This window comes from Streptomyces sp. NPDC033216, from assembly GCF_055577115.1.
In genome coordinates this window covers 20,339-42,445 of the sequence record NZ_JBVIQK010000041.1, presented here as the reverse complement: position 1 = coordinate 42,445, position 22,107 = coordinate 20,339, and the positions used below count along the sequence as shown (strand labels likewise).

16 protein-coding genes and 2 pseudogenes are annotated in these 22,107 nt (G+C 70.2%); 15 read left to right on the top strand and 3 right to left on the bottom strand.

All coding sequences use genetic code 11. The annotated features are described in order from the left end of the window. Positions 1-89: 89 nt before the first annotated feature. Positions 90-653: a TetR/AcrR family transcriptional regulator gene (locus tag ACZ5Y0_RS35480; RefSeq protein ID WP_329900747.1), complete on the bottom strand. Its 564-nt coding sequence runs from the start codon at positions 651-653 to the stop codon at positions 90-92. A gap of 138 nt (positions 654-791) precedes the next feature. Here ACZ5Y0_RS35480 and ACZ5Y0_RS35475 point away from each other — a divergent pair, with 138 nt between their 5' ends. From ACZ5Y0_RS35475 to ACZ5Y0_RS35405, 15 genes and pseudogenes are all read left to right on the top strand, one after another. Continuing rightward, the gene (locus tag ACZ5Y0_RS35475; protein ID WP_469132762.1) at positions 792-1,517 is read left to right on the top strand and encodes an SDR family oxidoreductase; all 726 of its coding nucleotides are present in this window, start codon (positions 792-794) and stop codon (positions 1,515-1,517) included. Positions 1,518-1,586: 69 nt separating this feature from the next. Beyond that, entirely contained in the window at positions 1,587-2,657 is a 1,071-nt protein-coding gene (locus ACZ5Y0_RS35470) for an aldo/keto reductase (RefSeq protein ID WP_469132761.1), read from the top strand. Between the two features lie 69 nt (positions 2,658-2,726). Then, positions 2,727-3,473, top strand: coding sequence for an SDR family oxidoreductase (locus tag ACZ5Y0_RS35465; RefSeq protein ID WP_469132763.1), 747 nt, complete (start codon positions 2,727-2,729; stop codon positions 3,471-3,473). 259 nt (positions 3,474-3,732) lie between these two features. Further along, a pseudogene (locus ACZ5Y0_RS35460) lies at positions 3,733-3,985 on the top strand (transposase family protein); the annotation flags it as partial. Between the two features lie 804 nt (positions 3,986-4,789). Next, positions 4,790-6,490, top strand: a complete 1,701-nt coding sequence (locus ACZ5Y0_RS35455) for a trypsin-like serine peptidase (protein ID WP_469132760.1) — start codon at positions 4,790-4,792, stop codon at positions 6,488-6,490. 10 nt (positions 6,491-6,500) lie between these two features. Beyond that, positions 6,501-8,636 carry a tetratricopeptide repeat protein gene (locus ACZ5Y0_RS35450; protein WP_469132759.1) on the top strand — a complete coding sequence of 712 codons (2,136 nt, stop codon included), beginning with the start codon at positions 6,501-6,503 and terminating at the stop codon, positions 8,634-8,636. A gap of 85 nt (positions 8,637-8,721) precedes the next feature. Further along, on the top strand, positions 8,722-10,161 hold the full coding sequence (locus ACZ5Y0_RS35445) for a vWA domain-containing protein (protein WP_469132758.1): 1,440 nt from the start codon (positions 8,722-8,724) through the stop codon (positions 10,159-10,161). Further along, positions 10,158-11,075 carry a hypothetical protein gene (locus tag ACZ5Y0_RS35440; RefSeq protein ID WP_469132757.1) on the top strand — a complete coding sequence of 306 codons (918 nt, stop codon included), beginning with the start codon at positions 10,158-10,160 and terminating at the stop codon, positions 11,073-11,075. The genes ACZ5Y0_RS35445 and ACZ5Y0_RS35440 overlap by 4 nt, the downstream gene beginning before the upstream one ends. Beyond that, the gene (locus ACZ5Y0_RS35435) at positions 11,072-12,310 is read left to right on the top strand and encodes an extracellular solute-binding protein (protein WP_469132756.1); all 1,239 of its coding nucleotides are present in this window, start codon (positions 11,072-11,074) and stop codon (positions 12,308-12,310) included. The genes ACZ5Y0_RS35440 and ACZ5Y0_RS35435 overlap by 4 nt, the downstream gene beginning before the upstream one ends. A gap of 50 nt (positions 12,311-12,360) precedes the next feature. Next, the gene (locus ACZ5Y0_RS35430; protein ID WP_467518941.1) at positions 12,361-12,690 is read left to right on the top strand and encodes a CU044_2847 family protein; all 330 of its coding nucleotides are present in this window, start codon (positions 12,361-12,363) and stop codon (positions 12,688-12,690) included. A 91-nt stretch (positions 12,691-12,781) separates the two neighbouring features. Next, a complete protein-coding gene (locus ACZ5Y0_RS35425) occupies positions 12,782-13,300 on the top strand; it encodes a hypothetical protein (protein WP_469132755.1) in 519 nt (172 codons plus the stop codon). Between the two features lie 569 nt (positions 13,301-13,869). Further along, entirely contained in the window at positions 13,870-15,228 is a 1,359-nt protein-coding gene (locus ACZ5Y0_RS35420) for a glycoside hydrolase family 43 protein (protein WP_469132754.1), read from the top strand. Between the two features lie 108 nt (positions 15,229-15,336). Then, complete coding sequence (locus tag ACZ5Y0_RS35415; protein ID WP_469132753.1) at positions 15,337-17,643, top strand: beta-L-arabinofuranosidase domain-containing protein; 2,307 nt, start codon at positions 15,337-15,339, stop codon at positions 17,641-17,643. 106 nt (positions 17,644-17,749) lie between these two features. Beyond that, positions 17,750-19,159 carry a non-reducing end alpha-L-arabinofuranosidase family hydrolase gene (locus ACZ5Y0_RS35410; protein WP_469132752.1) on the top strand — a complete coding sequence of 470 codons (1,410 nt, stop codon included), beginning with the start codon at positions 17,750-17,752 and terminating at the stop codon, positions 19,157-19,159. Between the two features lie 75 nt (positions 19,160-19,234). Beyond that, positions 19,235-19,531: pseudogene (locus ACZ5Y0_RS35405) on the top strand (alpha-galactosidase); the annotation flags it as partial. 107 nt (positions 19,532-19,638) lie between these two features. Here ACZ5Y0_RS35405 and ACZ5Y0_RS35400 read toward each other — a convergent pair. Both ACZ5Y0_RS35400 and ACZ5Y0_RS35395 read right to left on the bottom strand, forming a co-directional pair. Continuing rightward, positions 19,639-20,556: an RNA polymerase sigma-70 factor gene (locus ACZ5Y0_RS35400; protein ID WP_469132751.1), complete on the bottom strand. Its 918-nt coding sequence runs from the start codon at positions 20,554-20,556 to the stop codon at positions 19,639-19,641. Then, positions 20,553-21,746, bottom strand: coding sequence for an NAD(P)/FAD-dependent oxidoreductase (locus ACZ5Y0_RS35395; protein ID WP_469132750.1), 1,194 nt, complete (start codon positions 21,744-21,746; stop codon positions 20,553-20,555). Before ACZ5Y0_RS35395 ends, ACZ5Y0_RS35400 begins: the two co-directional genes overlap by 4 nt. Between the last annotated feature and the right edge of the window lie 361 nt (positions 21,747-22,107).

Here is a 22,107-nt window from a genome sequence, read left to right as displayed (position 1 = left end):
AACGACGCGATGACATCCACGAAGCCTTCCTCGGCCTCGCCGTCTGCCTGATCACCCACAGACACGTCCAGCGCCTTTGTTAGGACCTCTTAGCGGGGCCTGAGTCCGTCGACGACGACGTCCAGCATGCGGTTCAGTTGGGGGCGCTGTTCGGGTGCGCCGGCCACGGAGAGCAAACCGGCGAGGATGCCGCCTACCTCGACCGGGTCGATGTCGCTGCGCAGTTCTCCTGCTGTGGCGCCGGCCTCGAGCACCATCGCCAGGACTTGCTGGACCTCGTCGCAGACCGGTCCGGTGCCGAAGCGGCCGGAAGCGCTCATGGCGACCAAGGCCTCGCAGATGCCGCGTCGTTCGCCGGCCCAGTCGGCGAATCGGAGCATCCACGCGTGGAGGGCCTGTGCGGGCGGCTCGGTAGCCAGCAGGGTGCGCGCGTCTTCGCGCAAGGGGCGGATCTGGTCCCGGTAGACCTCTTCGACCAGATCCTCTCGGGTGGGGAAGTGCCGGTACAGGGTGGCGTTCCCCACTCCCGCGCGTTTGGCGATCGCGTCCAGTGAGATCGGGCGTCCGGAGGCGAAGGCTTCGGCGGCCGTGGCGATCAGTTGCTCGCGGTTGCGCTGCGCGTCGGCGCGCAGGGTGCTGCGTGGAGGTGTCATGACCTTCGCGATCGTGAGTGTCGGATGAGGCTCGAGAACGATTCGGGGATGTCCCCGGTTCAGTGTACGGTGAGACAACCGGGGAGTTCCCCGATTATGGGTGGTCTCACCCATCGCTTCAGCGACGAAAGGTCTGCCATGCCCACAGCGCTCATCACCGGGGGGACGACCGGGATCGGCAGAGCGACGGCCGAGCTGCTGCACGCCCGCGGCCACCAGGTCGCGGTCACCGGACAGAATCCCGAATCCCTCGCACGGGCGCAGTCCGAGCTCCCCGACAACGTGCTCGTCGTCCGATCCGACGGGCGCGTGCTCTCCGACACCGACGCCCTGATGTCGGCGGTGTCGGCGCGGTTCGGATCGTTGGACCTGCTCTTCCTCAACGCCGGGATATTCCGTCCGGCCCCGGTTGCCGAGGTGACGGAGGAATCGTTCGACGAGCACGCCGACCTCAACTTCAAGGGCCAGTACTTCACCCTCCAAAAGGCCCTTCCCCTCATGAACGACGGCGGCTCGATCGTGCTGACCGTGGGTATCGGATCCCGTCACGGCACCCCTGGCGCCACGGTGGGGGCGGCGACACGCGGCGCGCTGCTGGCCATGCTGCCCTCCCTCGCGCTCGAACTGGCCCCGCGCAGGATTCGCGTCAACGCCGTGAGCCCCGGGGCCACCGACACCCCGCTGCTCAACAAGCTGGGGGTGCCCGAGAGCGGCCGGGACGCCATGCGCTCGAAGATCCCCTTCAAGCGCTTCGGAACCAGCCAGGAGGTCGCGGAAGCAGTCGCCTTCCTCGCCTCGGACGCCGCCGGCTACATCACCGGCCAGGACATCACCGTGGCCGGCGGCTACGGGCTCGGCGCCTGAAACACGGGCGGGTCGACCACCAATCCGCACCTTCCGAACGCCACGAACCGCACCTCACAGGAGAACACGATGGCACTCACTCTCGACACCTATCGGCTGCTGGGCCGTTCCGGACTCCGGGTCTCACCGCTGGCGCTGGGCACGGCGACCTTCGGCACCGAGTGGGGCTGGGGCGCCGAGCGCGAGGAGGCGCGCAAGCTCTTCGACCGCTACACCGAGCTCGGCGGCAACTTCTTCGACACCGCCAGCACCTACACCAACGGCAGCTCCGAGCGACTGCTCGGCGAATTCGCCCGCACCAACCGCGACAAGATGGTGCTGGCGACGAAGTACTCGACGCTGCGTCAGCCCGGTGACCCCAATTCCGGGGGTACCCACCGCAAGAGCATGCTGGCGTCGGTGGAAGCCAGTCTGCGGCAGCTGAACACCGACTACATCGATCTGCTCTACGTGAACGTATGGGACTTCAGGACGCCGGTGGAGGAGATCCTGCGGGGACTGGACGACCTGGTGAGGCAGAGCAAGGTGCTCTACGTGGCGATCTCCAGCGCCCCGGCCTGGCAGGTGTCGCGCATGCAGGCGATCGCCGACCTGCGCGGCTGGTCACCACTGGTCGCACTGGAGACCGAGTACAGCCTGATCGAGCGCACTGCGGAGCGTGACCTGATCCCGATGGCACGCGAGATGGGACTCGGCGTGGTCCCCTTCTCCCCGCTGGGCGGCGGGGTGCTCACCGGCAAGTACAGCCGGGAGGACCAGAACCAGGTGGGCTCCGTTGTCGGCGAAACCGCCAGCAACCGCAAGAGCCTCAACGTCGCCTTGGGATGGGTCACCGACCGCAACCTAGCCATTGCCGATGTGGTGAAGGAGGTGGCCTCGGAGCTAGGCCGCACACCCGCCCAGGTCGCACTGGCCTGGACCCTGAACGCCCCGGGCGTGACGGCACCGATCATCGGCGCCCGCACCATCGCGCAGCTGGAGGACAACCTGGGTGCCCTGCAGGTCGACCTCACTCCTTCCCAACTGGCCCGCCTCGACGAGGTCGGCTCCATCCACCTCGGCAATCCGCACGGCCTGCTCGCCAGCGATCACATCCGCACGGTCACCACAGGCGACATGAAGATCGAAACCCTCGGCTGATTCGCTTCATGGATGGCGACATACAGATATATCGACATGTTTTTGATGATGGAACGGAGCAACCTCGGTATGGGTAAGTACAGCGACAAGAATGTGGTGATCACGGGTGGCAGCAGCGGGATGGGGCTCGCGCTGGCGGAGCTGCTGGTGCAAGGCGGAGCCCGCGTGGTGATCACCGGCCGTTCTCAGGCCAAGCTCGACGCGGCACGCGAGCGGCTCGGAGAGAACGCCGCGGCTGTCCGGGCGGATGTGGCCTCACTGTCCGACCTGGATGTGCTCGTCGGCCGTGTGAAGAGCGAGCTCGGCTCGATGGAGGCTTTGTTCGTCAACGCCGGCATCTCGCCCCTCACGCCCCTCGAGTCGACGACCGAGGACGTGTACGACGAGCTGTTCGCGATCAACGTCAAGGGCGCCTTCTTCACTGTGCAGAAGCTCGCTCCGCTGCTGAGCGCGAACGCCGCCATCGTCCTCACCACCTCGATCGCGAACGTCATCGGCATGGTGGACACCAGCGTCTATGCGGCCGGCAAGGCGGCGCTGCGCTCGATGGCCCGCACCTTCTCCCGGGAGCTGCTTCCGCGGGGAATCCGTGTCAATGCGATCAGCCCGGGTCCCATCGACTCGGGGATTCTGGAAACGATGAACTTGTCCAAAGAGGCCGCTGACCTGTTCAGGGCGGAGCGGACCGCGAGCAACCCTATGAAGCGCTACGGCACCGTCGAAGAGTTCGCCAAGGCGGCCGCATTCCTCGCCTTCGATGCCACGTACACCACCGGCATCGAGCTGGCCGTGGATGGCGGCGAAACCCAGCTCTGAGCTCGTCTGCCGTCCCGCCACGGGCGTAAGGCCCGCTACCACGGCGGTTTCAGCGGGGAGCTGCAACACGTGGTCGTGTCGATCAGGCCGCAAGCAGTTCATGCAGGCGCTCGGCTGGGGTAGCGCCGCCGAGCGTTTTGCGTGGGCGGCCATCGAGTTCGGCGGCGACGGCGTCAAGATGCTCGCACCAGGAGGTTGGCGCGGCCCACGAAGACACGCCGACTGAGTCCGGCGTCGACCGGGCCTGCCGCGGCGCCCGACCATCGCCGACGGCGGATATCAGGGCACTGGCCTGCTCATCCCACACCGTGAACGACGAGGCCAGAGCCACCTCAGTCCCCAGCAGGAAGCGGAGAACGCGGACCACCGCCGGGCTCAAGCCCGGGTGGAACATGCTCTGTCGCGGCTGAAGAACGGGAAGATCCTGCGGGACTGCCGGCTCAAGGGCGACGGAGTTCAGCAAGGCCATGCTCGGCGTCGCCCGGCTCCACCACCTGGCCCTCACCGGATAACTCACGCCCCATACGGGACAACCTCTAGATCTTCCTATCCATAGGGCTATAGGTGTCACCTCCGACAACCACGACTACGGCCTATCGATGTCCCTTTCTGACGGGCCAGTTCACGACGGGCCCCTCCCGCCTTTCAACGAGATGACCCTGCCCACCGTCCACCCCGAGCCAGCCGAATTACAGGTCCCCGTAGGCGGGACGTTGGCCGGGAACGCCGTAGGTCCGTCCGAGCAGCAGGCCGCCTCGTCGTACGTGGTCTCGAACAGGCACGCGCGCCGGTGCTGCCTGCGCGCAGCCGCGCGCGCCGCGCCCGGACTGCATCACCTCGAGGTTCGCGGCGGTCACCGGCGCCGGCGCCGGCATTTCGGGCACGGTCAGTGGCCACCGCGGGGCCGTAGCGGTCGGCCGGCTCCCCCAGCCAGCAGTGCCTGTCCACAGAAACCAGCTGCGCGAGGCCCTTGCTCTCCAGGCGCTGGACGGTGTTGCGGTCGATTCCAAAGGTATGCCGGATCGCGCCGGCCTCCAGCAGCACCTGGAACGCAGCCCGTTCCCGGGCAGGCAGACGCGTCGACCTGGGGCGCGCGGTACGGGTCGGCGCCATCAGGCCGGTGTGGCGGACGCGGCCGGCGTCGGCGGACGTCGAGGTCCCGGCGGCCGGGCGGCGGGGCGGTCGGGTACGTGCGGGTGGGCGTGCGCGGCCGGTCGGCGGCATCGGCCGGACTGAGCGTGCAGAGGTGACGGGCGGCAGCGGTCCCGTCCCGCCGATCCGGGTCAACGGGGCGCGTGTTGCCCTACCTTGGGCTCATGGCGCTGCATCACCACAGTGACCGTCCGTGGCGTGTGAGGGTGGACGACGAGGAAGGCGCGCCCTGTGGCGCCGGGGTGCTGCTGGACGACCGGCACGTGCTCACGTGCGCCCACGTGGTCCGCTACGCGGGGGCGGCCCCCGGGGGGTCCGTGCCGCATGTGCGCATCAGCAGCGTGGCGTGCCGGCCGGAATGGACGCGCACCGCGCACGTGGTACCGGGCACGTGGGTGCACGACCACGGAACGCAGCGCGGCGACGTGGCGCTCCTCGAACTCGACGAGCCGGCCGGCTGCGGCACCCGCACCACGCTGTGGAAGGCCCCCCTGTCCGGCGGCACGGTCCAGGTCTACGGCTTCCCTCAGGACGAACCGTTCGGCATGGGGGCCGACGCCCGACTGGCGGGATCGGGCCACCGGCAGGGCGAGTGGGGCCTGCTGAAGCGGATGCGCGAGGGCGATCCGTGGATCGAGCGGGGCTACTCGGGCGCCGGGGCGATGGCGGTGGGCGGCGAGTTCGACGGCCGGGTCATCGGCATCGTGGTGGCCGACTACGTCAACGGCGACGCGAAGGCGGCCTGGATGCTGCCGACCGAGACGATCCTGACGTACCTGCCCCGGATCGAGGAGTTCACAGGCGGCGACCGAAACGACGAACTGGGGCCCTCGCGCGGCGAATTGCCCGGCGACGTGCTGGGTGACCCGCTGCGCCTCGCCCTGACCCAGGAGCTCACCCGGCTGCTCGACAGCGGCTGGTCCGGCACGGTCGTCGTCGGCACCGGCGGCACGACCGCCGTGGGCGACTCCTGGCTCGTCCGTCTGGTGCGCACGGCCGATCCCGCGGCCCGCGCCACGGTCACCGACGCCGAACTCACCGGCGCCCCCGGGGACACCGTCCTCGGGCTCGGCACGATCGACGCGGCCTACGACGCGCGCGGCAGGTCGGTCGCCGACGTCTGCGGCTATCTCACCCGGCGGTTCGGGCTCCAAGGCGGCGACGCGCACGAGGTGCGGCGGCAACTGCTGCGCCGTTTGCCGCCCGCCTGTCTGGTGGTGGGCGGGGTCGACCGGGCCCAGGACCCGCAGGCCCTCCTCCGCGAACTGCTCGGGGAGCCGGCGGCCCGCGCCCGCTCGCGCGGCCTGCGCCTCGTCCTCGGCTTCGAGGGACCGCCGCCGGCCGACCTCGCCCACGACGTCTCCCTCGACCCCGAGCCGCTGCGCGGAGAGGCCGCCCGCAGCGTGACCGCCGCCGAGGTCCACCGGGTCGTCGGCCGGCTCTCGGCGGAGGAGGACGCCGCGTCCGTGCTGCAACAGGAGCGCGGGGCACAGTTCTTCGCCGCGCCCCGGCTGCCGCGCCGTGCCGCACCCCGGCTGCGGGTCCGGCTGGCCGTGGCGCGGGCGACGGAGCCCAACCCCGAACTCGCCGCGATCCACGGCCGGGCCGAGGAGGCCCGGGCCGCCGTGGCCCGGTTCGATCACGACCTGCGCCGCATGATCACGGCGCACGAGGACCTCACCACCCGCCTGGAACTGCACCGGGTGCGCGCCGCCCGCTACTTCGGCGTCGAGGACCGGCGTCTCGCCGAGCGGCACGCCCCGGCCTTCCGCTCGCTGATGACCGAGCCGGTCGACCTCGCGGCCGCGCGCTCGCTGGTCAGGCGTTACATCGAAGAGGTCGACCGACGGTTGGAGGAAAGGTGAGTCACAGGGGATGAGCCGTCAGTTGTGCAACCGCCCCGACTGCGGGCAGGACGTGATCGACGACCAGGGCTTCTGCGCGCGGTGCGACCGGCCGCCGCTGCCGCGGGCCGAGGCCGTGTCGGCGCGACCGGAGCCGGGACCGGAGCCGCAGGCGCGCGGGGGCGCGGGCGTCGGCGTGGCGCACGTCCGCCCGGATCCCTGGTACGGCCTCGGTCTGGTCGGTTCCGACCAGCCGCCGGAGCTGCCGCCGCCCCGCTCGGGCCCGGTGGCCGAGGAGCACCGTCACTGCCTCAACCCCGCCTGCGGGCGGCCGGTCGGACGCGGCCACGACGGCAGGCCGGGCCGGATCGCCGGATTCTGCTCCGTGTGCGGGACCCGTTACGACTTCGGCCGCCCGGACGGCTTGACGGTCGCCGGGCGCTACGACGTCCGACGCGTCCTCGGCTCGGGCGCGTACGGCGCCGCCTACCTCGCCCACGACCGCAACCTCGCGACCGAGGTCGTCCTCAAGGCCCTGCACAGGTCGGTCGCCAAGACCGCCCGCCACGAACGGGACGTCCTGGCCGGACTCCGCCACGACAGCATCGTGCGCATCCTGGGCTACGAGCCCGAAGGGCCGTACCTCGTCCTCGAGTACGTGCCGGGCGAACCGCTCTCGGCCCGCGACGGCGACCGCCTCGAAACCCTCCTCGCGCACGGCGTCCGCGTCCTCCAGGCGCTCGACTACCTGCACGCCCGCGGTCTGTTGCACTGCGACGTCAAGCCTTTGAACATCATCCGCTTCCGGGAGGAGAGCGCGGCGGGCGCGCAGGACCGGGTGCGGCTCATCGACTTCGGGGCGGTGCGCAGCCACACGAAGGACACCGGACCGGTCGTGGCGTACACGGAGGCGTACGCGCCTCCGAAGACGGATCCGGAGCACCTGCGTCCCACCCCCGGCTTCGACCTGTACGGGCTGGGCATGACGCTGCGCGAGGTGTGCCGCTCCCGCTGGACGGACCGCTCCGCGCCGGGCGTCGACTCGCTCCACCTGCTTGTGGAGCGCGCCACGGACTCCGAGCGGCCGTGGGGGCGGTTCGTGTCGGCCCGGCAGTTCGCGGAGCAGCTCAGCGGCGTCATCCGGCAGGTGGTCGCGGCGCCGCCGACGTGCCGTCAGGTGGCGCGTCCCTCGGCCCTGTTCGGCTCGATGCCCGAGTCGCTGCACGGCGGGCTGGGCGCGGCCCGGCCGCCGGCCCACTGGGTGGAGGCGCAACCCGACGAGAGGGGGCTGCTGAGGATGCCCGCGCCGTTCTCCTCCCCGCATCCCGGTGACATCGCGGCCGCCCTTCCGGCCCCTCTGTCCGACCCGGACGATCCCGGCGTCACGGGTGCGGCCGGTGGGTCGCTGGCCGAGAGCCGTCTCGCCCTGCGCAGAAAGGACGCGGCGTCGGCGGCGGGACAGCTGGCGGGGGCGGGTCTGCCCGACTGGCACTGGCTGGCCGACTGGTACTGCGGCCTGATCGCGCTTGCCGACGGGCGTCCGAAGCGGGCCGCCGTGGTGTTCGGCCGGGTCCGCAGGGCGCTTCCCGGGGAGCTGATACCGCCGCTCGCCCTCGGCCTGTGCGCGGAATTGCGCGGGGACCGCACGGCGGCGCGGTCGCACTACGGCATGGCCTTCGACACCACTCCGGCACTCGGGGCGGCCGGGTTCGGTCTGGCCCGCGTTCTGCTGCGGGCCGGCGAACGCGCGAAGGCGGTGCACGTGGCCGAACAGCTGGCCGAGGAGTTCCGCTACGAGCGCGAGGCACGCGTGGCGGCCGTGCGGCTGCGCGTGATGGTCGTACCCGGACCGGGGCACCCCGCGCCGACCGAGGACGACGTGGCGCGGGCCAGAGCGGCCCTGCCGGGCCTCGACGTGGACGAGGCGGCCTTCGCCGCCCTGCGGGCCGAGATCCAGTACGCGGAGTTCCTGCGCACCCGCGACCGGCTGAAGCTGTCCGACGCGGTCCGGGCCCTCGGACCGCACGCGCCGACCGAGCGCGAGTACGTGGCACTGGTGGACCTGGCCAACAGGCTTCGTCCGCCGCTGAGATGGGGCCGGACGGGAAAGCGTGGCAGAACGGGTCATTCCCGTTTCGGAGCCGCGCCCGGCAGGCTAAGCTCCTGAAACGTTCCGTCGAGGACGTGAACACGCTCCGTAGGGGAACACGCAGCGACATGATCGGGTGGTGCCGGTGGGGGACAGGTCGCCCTTGGGGCTCAGCTTCGCCCTGGAAGTGGACGCGCCCTCGGATCTGCCCCACGACGAGCGGCGCGCGGACGCCCTGATCACCGTCACGGCGCGGTCGGCGGAGGGCTCGGCCGAACGGGCCCCGAGCGCGGAGATCCTCATCATGGACCGCTCGCTGTCCATGACGGGCCACAAGCTGGACGAGGCGAAGCGCGCGATGTGCGCGGCCATCGACACCTTGCGTGACGGCACCCTGCTGGGGATCGTCGCGGGCAACCACAACGCCGAGGTGATCTTTCCCCCTTCGGGCCGCGGCCTGGCCCGCGTCGACGCCCTCAGCCGGGCGGACGCCAAGCTCCGGGTCGTCGGCCAACTGCCGGAGGGCGGCACGGCGATCGGCCGATGGCTTGCCCGCGCCCGCGAGCTCTTCGCCTCCGTGGAGTCCCCGGGCACGGTGCGCCACGCGGTGCTGTACACCGACGGAAAGGACGAGCACGAGACGCCGGAGCAGCTCGGCGAGATCCTCGCGACGTGCACCGACCGCTTCGTCTGCGACGCGAGGGGGCTGGGCGACGACTGGCACTACGCCGAGGTCCTGCGCATCACCGAGGCCCTGTACGGCACCGCCGAGGCCGTGGTCACCCTCTCCGACCTCACGGAGGACTTCACCCGCCTGATGCGTGAGGCACAGCGGATCGTCGTACCCCGGGTGTATCTGGGCCTGCGCCTCAACCACCGTTTCCAGCTCGCCTTCGTACGGCAGACCCGCCCCGTGGAAGCGGAGTTGACAGCAAGTCAGCGACGGGAGGAGGAGACGCACGTACCCCTGGGCTCCTGGCCGCCGGAGAGCCGCCAGTACCAGATCTCCCTCCGTTTCGACCCTCAGAGCCTGCCCGTGGACGAGGTGCTGCGCGCCGCACGGGTCACGCTGCACGCCGAGTTCCCCGACGGGACCCGCCGGCCCTGCTCCGATACCGCGGCCATGGTCGTGCGCCGCCGCTCGACACCCGGCTTCGGCGTCGCCCGCTCCCCCGACCTCACCCGCGTCGAGAACGAACGCGAACTCGGCATGGCGATGCGTGCCTGCGCCGACGCCCACCTGCGCGGGGACCTCGACCGCGCGGACCACGAACTGCGGCTCGCGATCGGCCTCGCGGAATCCCTGCGGGACACCGCGCGCCTGCGGTTGCTGCGCTCCGTGGCGTCCGAAGGCCACGACGGCCGGCTGCGGGTGCGGCCGGACGTCCCCCGGGGCCGGATACTCGGCGTCGGCGTCGACTCGACCAAGACCGCGAGACCGCAGGCCGACCCGCCCGATCTCCCTCCCCGGGACGCGCAGTCGCCGCACGTGTGCCCGCGGTGCGCCACGACCGCGACGTCGCCCGCGGCCAGGTTCTGCGAGGCGTGCGGCGATCGGTTCGGGGAGACGGGTGCGGCCGACGAGCCGATGGACGCCCTGTGAGCGGGGTGCGGCCGCGCGCCTCCCATCCGGTCGTGGCGCTGCGCTGGCTCAGAGCCGGCGTGCTGGGCGTGGTGGCGGCGACGACGCTGCTCTACCTGATGGTGGCGGACCGGGCCGGTGAGCAGCTCGCGACCGCTCGGCGCACGCAGACCGCCATCGACCACATCGCTGAGGCACAGGCCGAGACGCGGAAGGCGAAGGCCGCGCTGGACGCGGTCTCCAAGATCGGCAAAGAGGCGATGGGCCTGACCGGCACCGGCGCCGACTTCGCCAACGCCACCGCCCGCATCAGCTCCCATCTCACCTCGGCGACCGAGAGCAACGGAGCCGGCGAGCAGGGACTCAGTCACATCCAGTTCGTGCAGGGCCAGTTGGCGACGACCGTCCAGATGGCCAACACGGCGGTCCTGGACGGGGCTCCGGCCGTCCTGAAGGTCGGCGAGGCGCTGGACGCGCCGGGGACCGGCGCACAGGGGAAGGGCGCGTCCGCCGCGCCCGTGAAGGAGACGAAGGAGGCGAAGGATTCGGAGGCCGATGAGGAGGCCGCTTCCTTCACCGGTGACCTCGACCAGTCCCTCGCGGGCCTCAAGAAGCTCGAGCTCGACGCCAAGGAGCGCCAGGAGACCTCCCGCTGGCGCGATCCCGGGGTCCTGTGGCCGCTGTTCATGGCGCCCCTGGTGGTCATGCTGGTGCTGGTCTGGGCGACCGGCCGCATCGTCGTACGAAGCTTCCGGCGCTACCCCAGCCCCACCCTCCTCCAGGCCCTGGTGGCCACCGCGTCGATCTGCGTCTGCATGTGCCGGTTCACCCCGCTGCACGCGGCGATCGCGTTGCCCGTGCTCGCCGCCGCGGGCGGCCTCGCGTACCTGGCCTACCGTCCCCGCCTGGCCGAATACAGGTTCCCCCGCTCATGAGAAGACTCGCGACACCCCTGCTGCGCTGCGCCCTGGTCCTCGGGCTGGTCGCGGCTCCGGCCGCGTGCGCCGGACCGCAGGAGAAGGGCACGGTGACGATCATGGTTCCGTGGTCCGACGACGAGTTCGCGGCGTTCCACGCGGTCGTCGAGGCCTTCGAGGAGCGCAACCCCGGCATCGACGTCAAACCGCTGGCCACCCGCGCCCTGACCCAGCAGCTCGACGCCGCTGTTGCCGCCGACGCGAAGCCCGACCTGGCGGTGCTGCCCAGCGTCGGAGCGATCGCCAAGTACCGGCAGGAGGGCGCGTTGCGCGAACTGTCCGTGGAGACGGGCGAGTTCGTGCAGCCGTTCCGGGGCCTCGGCATGGCGGGCGAGGCCGTCTACGCCGTCCCCGTCAAGGCCGACGTCAAGAGCCTCATCTGGTACGACTCCCGGGCCGCCGCCCCTCCCGCGGACGCCGACTCGCGGCCGGGCTCCCCCTGGTGTCTGGGACTGGAGTCGGGTCCCACCTCCGGCTGGCCCGGCGCCGACTGGATAGCGGACATCCTGCTCGCCACACACGGTGACGACGACTACACCCGCTGGGCGTTGGGGACGAAGGGTCCGGCGGGCCCGGCGAAGTGGAGCACCGGACCCGTCCACGACGCGTGGACCACGTGGGGGGAGACCGTGGGAACCGCCCTCGACAACGCGGCCAACGTCCCCTTCCGTGCCGCCGCCGACGACGTGACCGGCAGAAAGTGCTCCCTGCGGCACGGCGCCCTGTCCGCGATGCCCTTCGACGCGGCCGAGGTGAAGGAGAAGGGCGGGTACACGTTCGTCCCGCCCACCCGTGAAGCGTTGCAGGTCTCGGCGGACTTCGTCGGGAAGCTCACGGAGAACGAGAACGCCGACAGGTTCATCGCCTTCCTGGCGAGCGCGCCGGCCCAGCAGGCCTGGGTGAACGAACCCGGTTTCGCGCTGTCCGCCCACAGCAAGGTGACCGAGTACGCCAATCCCGTCCAGGGCCGGATAGCGGCGCTGCTACGGCCCCCCGTGCACAGGCTCTGTTTCAGTGCGGCCGACGCGATGGACCCGGACGTGTCCGCCGCGTTCTACCGGGCGGTCGTGGAGTACGCCAACGGCAAGCCCCAGAGGACTCTGCTGGCGGCACTCGACAGGATCCAGGACGCACTCGGATACGAGGACCCCGAGTCCTCTCCGCGGCCGCCGCCGCTCTGCAGCACCCCCTGACCATCCCTGCCCCCCACCCGCATCCCGCCCGACCCCTGTAGGAGCCCCGCATGCCGGACGCCGTCCAGTTCACCCTCGACGACGGCACCGCCGTCCTCGTCGCCCCGCCCGCCCGCACCGGCACCGGGGCCGTGGGCCTGGGAAGCCGCCTGGAGACAGCGGGGACGACCCTGCGCGAGGCGCTGGCGCCGATCACGTCCGCCGCCTCCGAGGTGATAGGCCAGTTCCGCGACGTCGCCCAGCGGCCCGACGAGGTGGAGGTCACCTTCGGTGTCGTCCTGGACGCCAAACTCGGCGCGATCCTGACGAGCGCCGGCGTCAGCACCCACCTCGACGTCACGCTCCGCTGGAGCGGCACGGAACCGACGCCGCCGGCCTGAGAGGGCCTGTCGGCCGGAGTGCCGTACGGCTCCGGGGCCGATCCGGCGGGGACTCGGCGGCCGAACGTGAACGGTCGGCCATGTGGTGGCGGTGCCCAAGTCCCAGCAGATCAAGTCCCTGGCCGGTATCTGGCGTATCGACCAGCTCATCGACGAAGCACCCTGCCACGGGGCTGTGGGACGGTCAGGACCAGATGCCGGACACGCCTCGCCGCGCGGCATCGACACCGTCCACTACGCCGCCCGCGTCAAGTACCTGCCCAACTTCCTCGAGGCACTGAGCAGGCGCAGCTGCCACGCCCGGCACATCACCGTCATCACCGGATCCGACGCGGCAGCCCTCGACCCGAAGACGGAAGCACTCCACGACCCGGACTCGCCGATCGCCGTCCTGTACGCGTCGTTCCCCAAGGCGGAGCAGTTCCGCGCCCCCTTCAACCCCGGCCGCGGCCTGTACCAAACCTTCGCCGCGGTCTCTCTCCCACACACACCACCACGGCCAGCAGTTCCCCGCAGGGCATCTCACCAGCAGCTACTGGGGCATCGTCGTGGCTGGGTTGCTTTGGGCTGGGGTTCGCCGAGGCGGTGGACGGTGGTGACGGCGTCGTAGGCAGGGCGGCACCCCTGTAAGGGCGGACCATCTGCCGTGGCCGAGGGCCACGGCACCGGCGACGGCGGCGGTGCGGCGCTGGTGATGGCCACGGCGTCGGCCCCGTCGGGCCCGCCGGCCGTCAGCGACGGGTCTTCCCGCCGGGAACCAGGGCTCGTCGGGGGCGACATGCCCCGGCAGTCTCGGCAGCGCGACAACGGACCTCGCTTCGGTGCGGGCCGGTGCGCGCCCGACGACGACCGGGGCACCGGCCGCTCGAACACGGACCACCGTACGGCCCTCTGAGGGCCGGCCGACTCAAGAAGTGTCCGGTGGTGTGAACGTGGGCCACATCCGCGATGCGGAATGGTCGCAGAACGGGCAAGACGTCGTGCGGAGTTCAACGTGCGCGACAGCACTGCCATCCCGCCGTCCGGGTGGCCCCGGCCGCACCGGAAACGGAACCCGTCGGAAGCATTGACGGAACCGCGGCCCAAACCTATCTTCTGCTCGAAGTACCGCACGCAGTTCGACTTTTCGAACAACAGTCCTCAGGCATCAGGGCAGTTCACGCAGAAACGGGACCAGCGTTGAACAGAACCCTCAGGGCGGTCCTCGCCCTCCTCACCTCGGTGGCCGCCCTGCTGGGCCTCACCACCGCCTTCGCCGGTACGGCCGGAGCCGCCCACCCGCCGGCGGGGCAGACGACGCGGTACACGATGACCGCGTTCACCAACAGCAACGAGTCGAACATGTACGTGTACGACTCGCCGGACGCCACCGGATTCACCTTGCGGAAGGGCCCGGCCTTCACCCCGCCGTCCGGTCTGATCCGAGACCCCAGCATCTTCAAGCACACCGACGGCTTCTACTACCTCACTTACACCACCAACTGGACCGGGAACACGATCGGTTTCGCCCGGAGCACCGACCGAGTGAACTGGACGCTCCTGTACAACCACACGATCCCCATCAGCGGGCTGACCCGGACCTGGGCGCCCGAGTGGTTCGTCGACACCGACGGCAGCGTCAACGTCATCGTGTCCCTGACGTCGGCGAGCACCGCGACCCACTTCACCGCCTACAAGATCACGGCGACCAACTCCGCGCTGACCGCCTGGTCCACCCCCACCCAGCTGGCGGGCATCGGCCCGAACTACATCGACACCTTCGTCGTCAAGGTCGGTTCCACCTACCACGCGTTCACCAAGAACGAGACGACCAAGTACATCGAATACGCCACCGCCTCCAGCCTCACCGGCCCGTACACCTTCAAGAAGACCGGCAACTGGGCGGGCTTCGGCGACTGGGTCGAGGGCCCGGCCCTGGTCCGGCTCGACAACGGAGGCTGGCGCATCTACTACGACGGCTACCGCGCCGGCAAGTACTGGTACAGCGACAGCTACGACAACTACGCCACCTGGTCCACACCCACCGAGGTGCCCGGACTGTCGGGCCTCATACGCCACGCGACGGTGCTGAAGGAGACCGTCTCCGGTGGCGTCACCCTCCCGGCCAACACCACTCGGTCCCTCCGGTCCGTCAACTTCCCGAACCGTTACGCCCTGGTGCGCTCCGACAACCTCGGCTACATCGACTCGGTGACCTCCTCCAGCAGCACCGCCGTCAAGCAGAGCGCCACCTTCACCGTCGTGCCCGGACTGGCGGACGCCAACTGCTACTCCTTCCGCGACTCCGGCGGACGCTATCTGCGGCACTGGGACCACCGGATCCGCTTCGACAGCAGCAGCGGCACGACCATCTTCGACAAGGACGCCACGTACTGCGCCCGTCCGGGCGCGACCGCGGGCTCGGTGAGCCTGGAGTCGTACAACTACCCCGGCCGCTACCTCCGCCACTACAACTACGCGCTGCGCATGGACCTCTACCAGAACACCGACACCTTCCGCGCCGACAGCTTCTTCACGGTGGTCAGTCCCTGGGCCTGACCTGCCCGACTCCCCTGGGCACGGTTTCCCTGTTGTTCCGTCAGCGCGCCAGGGCCTTCACCGCATGGATACGCAACCGCACGTTCCGCCCTCACCGAAAGGGTCAAAATGTCGTCCTCCGTCAGCAGACGGCGCCTACTGCAAGCAGTGGGCGCCACCGCCGCCGCCTCTGCCACCGGATCCTTCGTCTGCGCGTCCCCCGCCCAGGCGGCCGTGCCTCCCGCAAGGGTCGACGTCGGGGTCTCCGCGCACCCCTTCGCACTCGACCAGGTCCGGCTCACCGCGAGCCGATGGCTGGACAACCAGAACCGCACACGGAACTACCTGCGGTTCGTCGATGTCGACCGGCTGCTGTACAACTTCCGTGCCAATCACCGGCTCTCCACCAACGGCGCGGCCCCGAACGGTGGTTGGGACGCGCCCGACTTCCCCTTCCGCACCCATGTCCAGGGGCACTTCCTCACGGCATGGGCACAGCTGTACGCCGTGACCGGGGACACCGTCTGCCGGGACAAGGCGACCCACATGGTCGCGGAGCTGGCCAAGTGCCAGGCCAACAACAGCGCCGCCGGCTTTACCGCCGGGTACCTCTCCGGCTACCCCGAGTCCGACTTCACCGCTCTCGAACAGCGGACCCTGAGCAACGGCAACGTGCCGTACTACACCATCCACAAGACCCTCGCCGGCCTGCTGGACGTATGGCGCCACATCGGCAGCACCCAAGCCCGTGACGTGCTGCTCGCCCTGGCGGGATGGGTCGACCTGCGCACCGGCCGGCTGAGCGGCCAGCAGATGCAGGCCATGCTGGGAACGGAGTTCGGCGGCATGAACGCCGTGCTGACCGATCTCCACCAGCAGACGGGCGACGCGCGGTGGCTCACCGTCGCCCGGCGGTTCGACCACGCGGCGGTGTTCGACCCACTGGCGGCCAACCAGGACCGGCTCAGCGGACTGCACGCCAACACCCAGGTACCCAAGTGGATCGGGGCCGCCCGGGAGTACAAGGCGACCGGCACCACCCGTTACCGGGACGTCGCCACCAACGCCTGGAACTTCTGCGTCGACTCGCACACCTATGCCATCGGCGGCAACAGCCAGGCGGAGCATTTCCGCGCCCCGAACGCCATCGCCGGCTACCTGAACAAGGACACCTGCGAAAGCTGCAACACCTTCAACATGCTCCTTCTCACGCGGGAGTTGTTCGCACTGGACCCGAACCGGGCCGCGCTGTTCGACTACTACGAGCGGGCGTGGCTGAACCACATGATCGGCCAGCAGAACCCGGCCGACCCCCACGGCCACGTCACCTACTTCACCCCGCTCAACCCGGGAGGCCGGCGCGGTGTGGGTCCCGCGTGGGGCGGCGGCAGCTGGAGCACCGACTACGGCACGTTCTGGTGCTGCCAGGGCACGGGCCTGGAGATGCACACCAGGCTGATGGACTCCATCTACTACCGCAGTGACGACACGCTGATCGTGAACCTGTTCGTGCCCTCGGTGCTCAACTGGTCCCAGCGCGGCATCACGGTCACCCAGACCACGACATACCCCGTCAGCGACACCACGACCCTACAGGTCACCGGCAACGTCAGCGGAACCTGGGCAATGCGCTTGCGCATCCCGGGCTGGACCGCCGGGGCCACCGTCAGCGTCAACGGCACGCGGCAGGACATCACCACCACGCCCGGCAGCTACGCCACCCTGACCCGCTCCTGGACCTCCGGCGACACGGTCACCGTCCACCTGCCCATGCGGGTCATCATACGGGCGGCCAACGACAACGCGAACGTCGCCGCGATCACCTACGGCCCGGTGGTCCTGTCCGGCAACTACGGCGACTCCACGCTCAGCTCCCTCCCCACGCTGAACACATCCTCGATCAAACGGACCAGCAGCACGTCACTCGCCTTCACCGCCACCGCCAACGGCTCCACCGTCAACCTGGGCCCGTTCCACGACGCGCACGGCCACAACTACACCGTCTACTGGAACGCCGGCGGCACCGTCCGTCTCACCAATGTGGGCAGCGGTCTCGTGCTGGGCATCCAGGACATGTCCACAGCCGACGGCGGCCGCGCTCTCCAGTGGCACGACTCGGGCACCGCCGACCACGACTGGCACATGATCGCCGATGGAAACGGGTTCCGCTTCCGCAACGCCCACAGCGGCAAGGTGCTCGGCGTCTTGAACATGTCCACGGCAGACGACGCGACCGTCCTGCAGTGGTCGGACAACGGCACCGCCGACCACCGCTGGACACTGCTCGACCAGGGAGACGGGACCTACAAGATCCGCAACGAACACAGCGGCAAATTGCTCGCCATCGCGAACGATTCCACCGCTGTCGGCGCGTTCGCGGTCCAGGATTCAGACGACGGCACCGCCGACAACCGGTGGCGCATCGTGAGGATGTGAGTTCCGCCCCGGAAGCAGACGGCCGCTCTTCCCCCTTCACTCTGCCCGACAGCTCGACCCTTGTTCGTCATGACGAACAGCCGCTCACTCAAGGAATGAGACCCCCATGCGCAGACGTGGTTTCAGCCGCAGGTACTTGTCTGTGGTGCTCGCGACCCTGGTCGCTTCGGCGGCGACCCTCCTCACCAACCCCGCCCAGGCGGCCACTACGAGCACCGTGCGCGGCGTCGGTTCCGGCCGGTGCCTCGATGTGTCGGGCGCCGGCCAGACCGACGGCACCAACGTGCAGATCTGGGACTGCCACGGCGGGACCAACCAGCAGTGGACGCTGACGGACAACAACCGGCTCACCGTGTACGGCAACAAGTGCCTGGATGTTCCGGGCCACGCCACCACGGCCGGTACCCGGCCGGTGATCTGGTCCTGTACCGGCGGAACCAACCAGCAGTGGCGGGCGAACGCCGACGGCACGATCGTCGCCGTGGAGTCCGGGCTGTGCCTGGACGTCAGCGGCGGCGCCACGGCCAACGGCACGGCGGTGCAGCTCTGGAACTGCAACGGCGGCAGCAGCCAGAAGTGGACCGGCCTGTCCGGGACGCCGACCACGTGTGCTCTCCCGTCGACGTACCGGTGGAATTCGACGGGTCCGCTGGCGCAGCCGGCGAACGGGTGGGTCGCCCTGAAGGACTTCACCACCGTGACGTACAACGGTCAGCACCTGGTCTACGCGACCAGTTCTGACGGATCGTCGTGGGGCGCGATGACGTTCCGGCCCTTCACGAACTGGTCGGACATGGCCTCGGCCGGCCAGACCGGGATCAGCGGGTCCGCGGTGGCACCCAAACTCTTCTACTTCGCGCCCAAGAAGATATGGGTGCTGGTCTCGAACGGGTGGGGCACCGCCTGGCCCTTCACCTATCGCACGTCCAGCGACCCCACCAACCCCAACGGCTGGTCCGCGCCGCAGCCGCTGTTCACCGGCAGCGTCCCCGTCGGCGGCCCGATCGACCCGACCGTGATCGCCGACGACCAGAACATGTACCTGTTCTTCGCCAACGACAAGGGCAGCATCTTCAAGTCGACCATGCCGATCGGGAACTTCCCGAGCAGCTTCGGCTCGTCGTACACGACGGTCATGAGCGACACGGAGAAGAACCTGTTCGAGGCGCCGGAGCTCTACAAGGTCCAGGGCCAGAACCAGTACCTCATGATCGTTGAGGCTCGTGGTGCAACGGAGCAGCGATTCTTCCGCTCGTTCACGGCCTCCGGCCTGAACGGTCCGTGGACCCCGCAGGCCGCCACCGAGAGCAACCCCTTCGCGGGCAAGGCCAACAGCGGTGCCACCTGGACCAACGACATCAGCCACGGTGACCTGGTCCGCAACAACCCCGACCAGACCATGACCATCGACCCCTGCAACCTGCAGTTCCTCTACCAGGGCAGGGACCCCCACTCGAACGGCACCGACTACGTGAAGCTGCCGTACCGGCCGGCCCTGCTCACCCTGCGGCGCTGACCCGCGCGCGCCTGATCACCAACTCGTGGGCGGCCCATCAGGCCCGCACAGCTTCGCGGGCCAGGAAGGACCCCCATGGTTTCCCCGAACAGACGACTGCCGCGTCTCCTCACGGCCACCGCGCTGACGCTCACCGCCTGCATCGCCGCCTCCCCCGGCACGGCCGCCGAGGCCGCGCCTGGCAGCCCGTCACTCACCCCGCCGCTGGGCTGGAACAGCTGGAACAGCTTCGGGTGCGGGATCACCGAGGCGCAGGTCCGCCAGGCCGCCGACGCGATGGTGTCCACGGGCATGAAGGCAGCGGGCCACCAGTACGTCGTCGTCGACGACTGCTGGTTCGACCCGCAGCGTGACGCGGCTGGGCCTGTTCAACCGGGGAGGGAGCACCACGACGATCACCGCCTGGGCCGCGCAGGTCGGCCTCACCGGAGGGCCGCTCACCCTCACCGACCTGTGGGGCGTCGATATCGAGCGGACGGTCAGGAGAGGTCGTGCCGAGTGCCGTCGGTGACGGCGTGGAGCTTGTCGGGGTTGGCCACGTTGTGGATGGTCGAGATGCGGCCTTCCGGGTCGAAATCGAAGGTCAGCGTCGCGACCACACGGTCCGGGCCGTGGAAGACCACGCCCGGGCCGCCGTTGATCCAGGTGAGTTCTGCCCGCATCTGCCCAGGCTCAATGCCCTGGTAGGTCTCGGTGCCGAGCGCGGCGAACCAACGGGCCACGGTCTCCAGGCCCACAACCGGCTTGAGGGCCTGGCGGACCTTGCCGCCGCCATCGGTCCACAGCGTCACGTCCGGTGAGAGCAGCTCCATGAGGGTGTTGATGTCGCCACCCGTCGCCGCCGCGAAGAAACGCTCGGTGACGTGGCGTTGCCGGGTTCGGTCCGCGGCGAAACGGGGCCGGCGGGCCTGGACGTGCTCGCGGGCGCGGTGCGCGGCCTGCCGAACCGCCGGCTCCGAGCGTTCCACCGCCTCCGCGATCTCCCCGTAGCTGAAGGCGAATGCCTCCTTCAACACGAAGACCGCGCGTTCCAGGGGGCTCAGCGTCTCCAGCACGACCAGCAGGGCCATGGACACCGAGTCCGCCGCAGCGACGCCGTCGGCGGTGTCCGGGCCGGTGAGGATCGGCTCGGGGAGCCATGGCCCGACGTAGGTCTCGCGCTGGTGGCGGGTCGAACGCAGCCGCTCCATCGCCAGGTTGGAGACGATCCGGGTCAGGTAGGCCTTGGGGTCGGCGACCTGGGAACGGTCGGCCGCCGACCACTTGAGCCAGGCGTCCTGGACCACGTCCTCGGCGTCGGCGGCGGTGCCGAGGATGCGGTAGGCGACGGAGAAGAGCAGGGTGCGGTACTGCTGGAAGGCGAGCTGGTCGGGGGCGAGCTGTCGCGGCTGGGTCACTTGGCGCTCCGTGTCCGGGTGTAGCGGCCGCCGTGCGGCCAGAACGCGCCCGAGGCGGGCATCTTCTTCATGCGGGCGAAGGTCGGCCACGGCGCGGCGGTGACCGTCTCCTTGTACTTGGCGGCCCGCTTGCCGGTCAGCACGATCCGGCGCGGGCTGTCGTCGGGGTGGGTGAACTGCACGACGGCGTCGTTGCGGCCCAGGCTGACGGGTGTGTGGTAGTAGCCGAAGCGGAAGGGCTTGGGCTCCTTGCCGGCCAGCACCCGCAGGATCGAGAGGGCCGCGTGCACGCCGGTGGGCATGCCGCCCTGGCAGGTCCCGTGCATCACGCCGTAGCCCTGGCGGATCGCCGCCGCATCACCCACGGCGTAGACGTCGGGGTGGGAGACCGAGCGCAGCGCGCTGTCGGTGACCACCCGGCCGCGCTCGTCGACGGTCAGGCCGGCGCCGGCGGCCAGCGGCGAGACACGGGTGCCGCTGGTCCACAGCACCGCGGCCGCCCGGATGCTGGAGCCGTCCGCGAGCTCGACGCTGTCCGGCAGCACCTTGACCACCTCGACGCCGCTGCGCACCTGCACGCCGAGCCGGGCGAGCGCCGCGTCCAGGTGGGCCTTGGCCTTCGGGTGCATGCTCGCGCCCGGCTCCTGCCGGCCCAGCAGCACCACCTGGAGCTCCGGGTGGCGCTCGGCGATCTCCGCGGCGGCCTCGACGCCGGTGAGGCCGCTGCCACCGATTACGACGGTCCCGCCGTCGAGCCGGGTCAGCCGGCAGGCGAGGAGGGCGGCGTCCTGTGGGCTGTCGAGGGTGTAGGCGTGGTCGTCCACGCCGGGGACGGCGACGGTGTTCGCGACGCTGCCCAAGCCGTAGATCAGGGTGTCGTAGCGCAGGACCCGGTCGTCGTCGATCCGTACGGTCCTCTCCTCGGCGTCCACGGCGGTGACCCAGCCGCGGACGAAGCCGGCCCCGGTGCCGTCCAACAGCTCTGGGATGTTCATCTCGGCAGTCTCCTGGCCGGTGGCGGTCATGTGCAGTCGGAGCCGCTCGGTGAAGGTGTCGTACGGGTTGACCAGTGTCACTCGCAGGTTCCCACGCTTCCTGGCGCGGGCCGCGAGCTGGATCGCGGCCGAGAGCCCGGCATAACCAGCGCCCAGAACCAGGACCTCGTGCCGCTGCACTGCTGTCGCATTCATCGCTCTGCTGCCTCTTTCGTGTCGGTCGTTCCCGCCGTGCGGACGACCACCAGACGCAAGCTGCCCTTCCGTTCGTGACATGCGGTCGGTGCGACCCGCATCACATTGCGACGAAAGGACGGGCGCGCGGCATCACCACCCCGAGCGCCGCGACGCAGCATTCAACCATGATCAAACCGGCCCCGCGCGGGAACTGACGAGCCGACAGGAGCCGCGGGTAAGCGGCAGGGCCTGGTGCTTCCACGCCGCCCGCGAGCACGACCGCGCCTCCCCCGGCCGCGGAACCACACCGTCACCGCTTGAGCGCGAGCTGCGCTCGAAAACGAACCGCACCTTACTGACTTCGGCTTGTCAGGGTGAC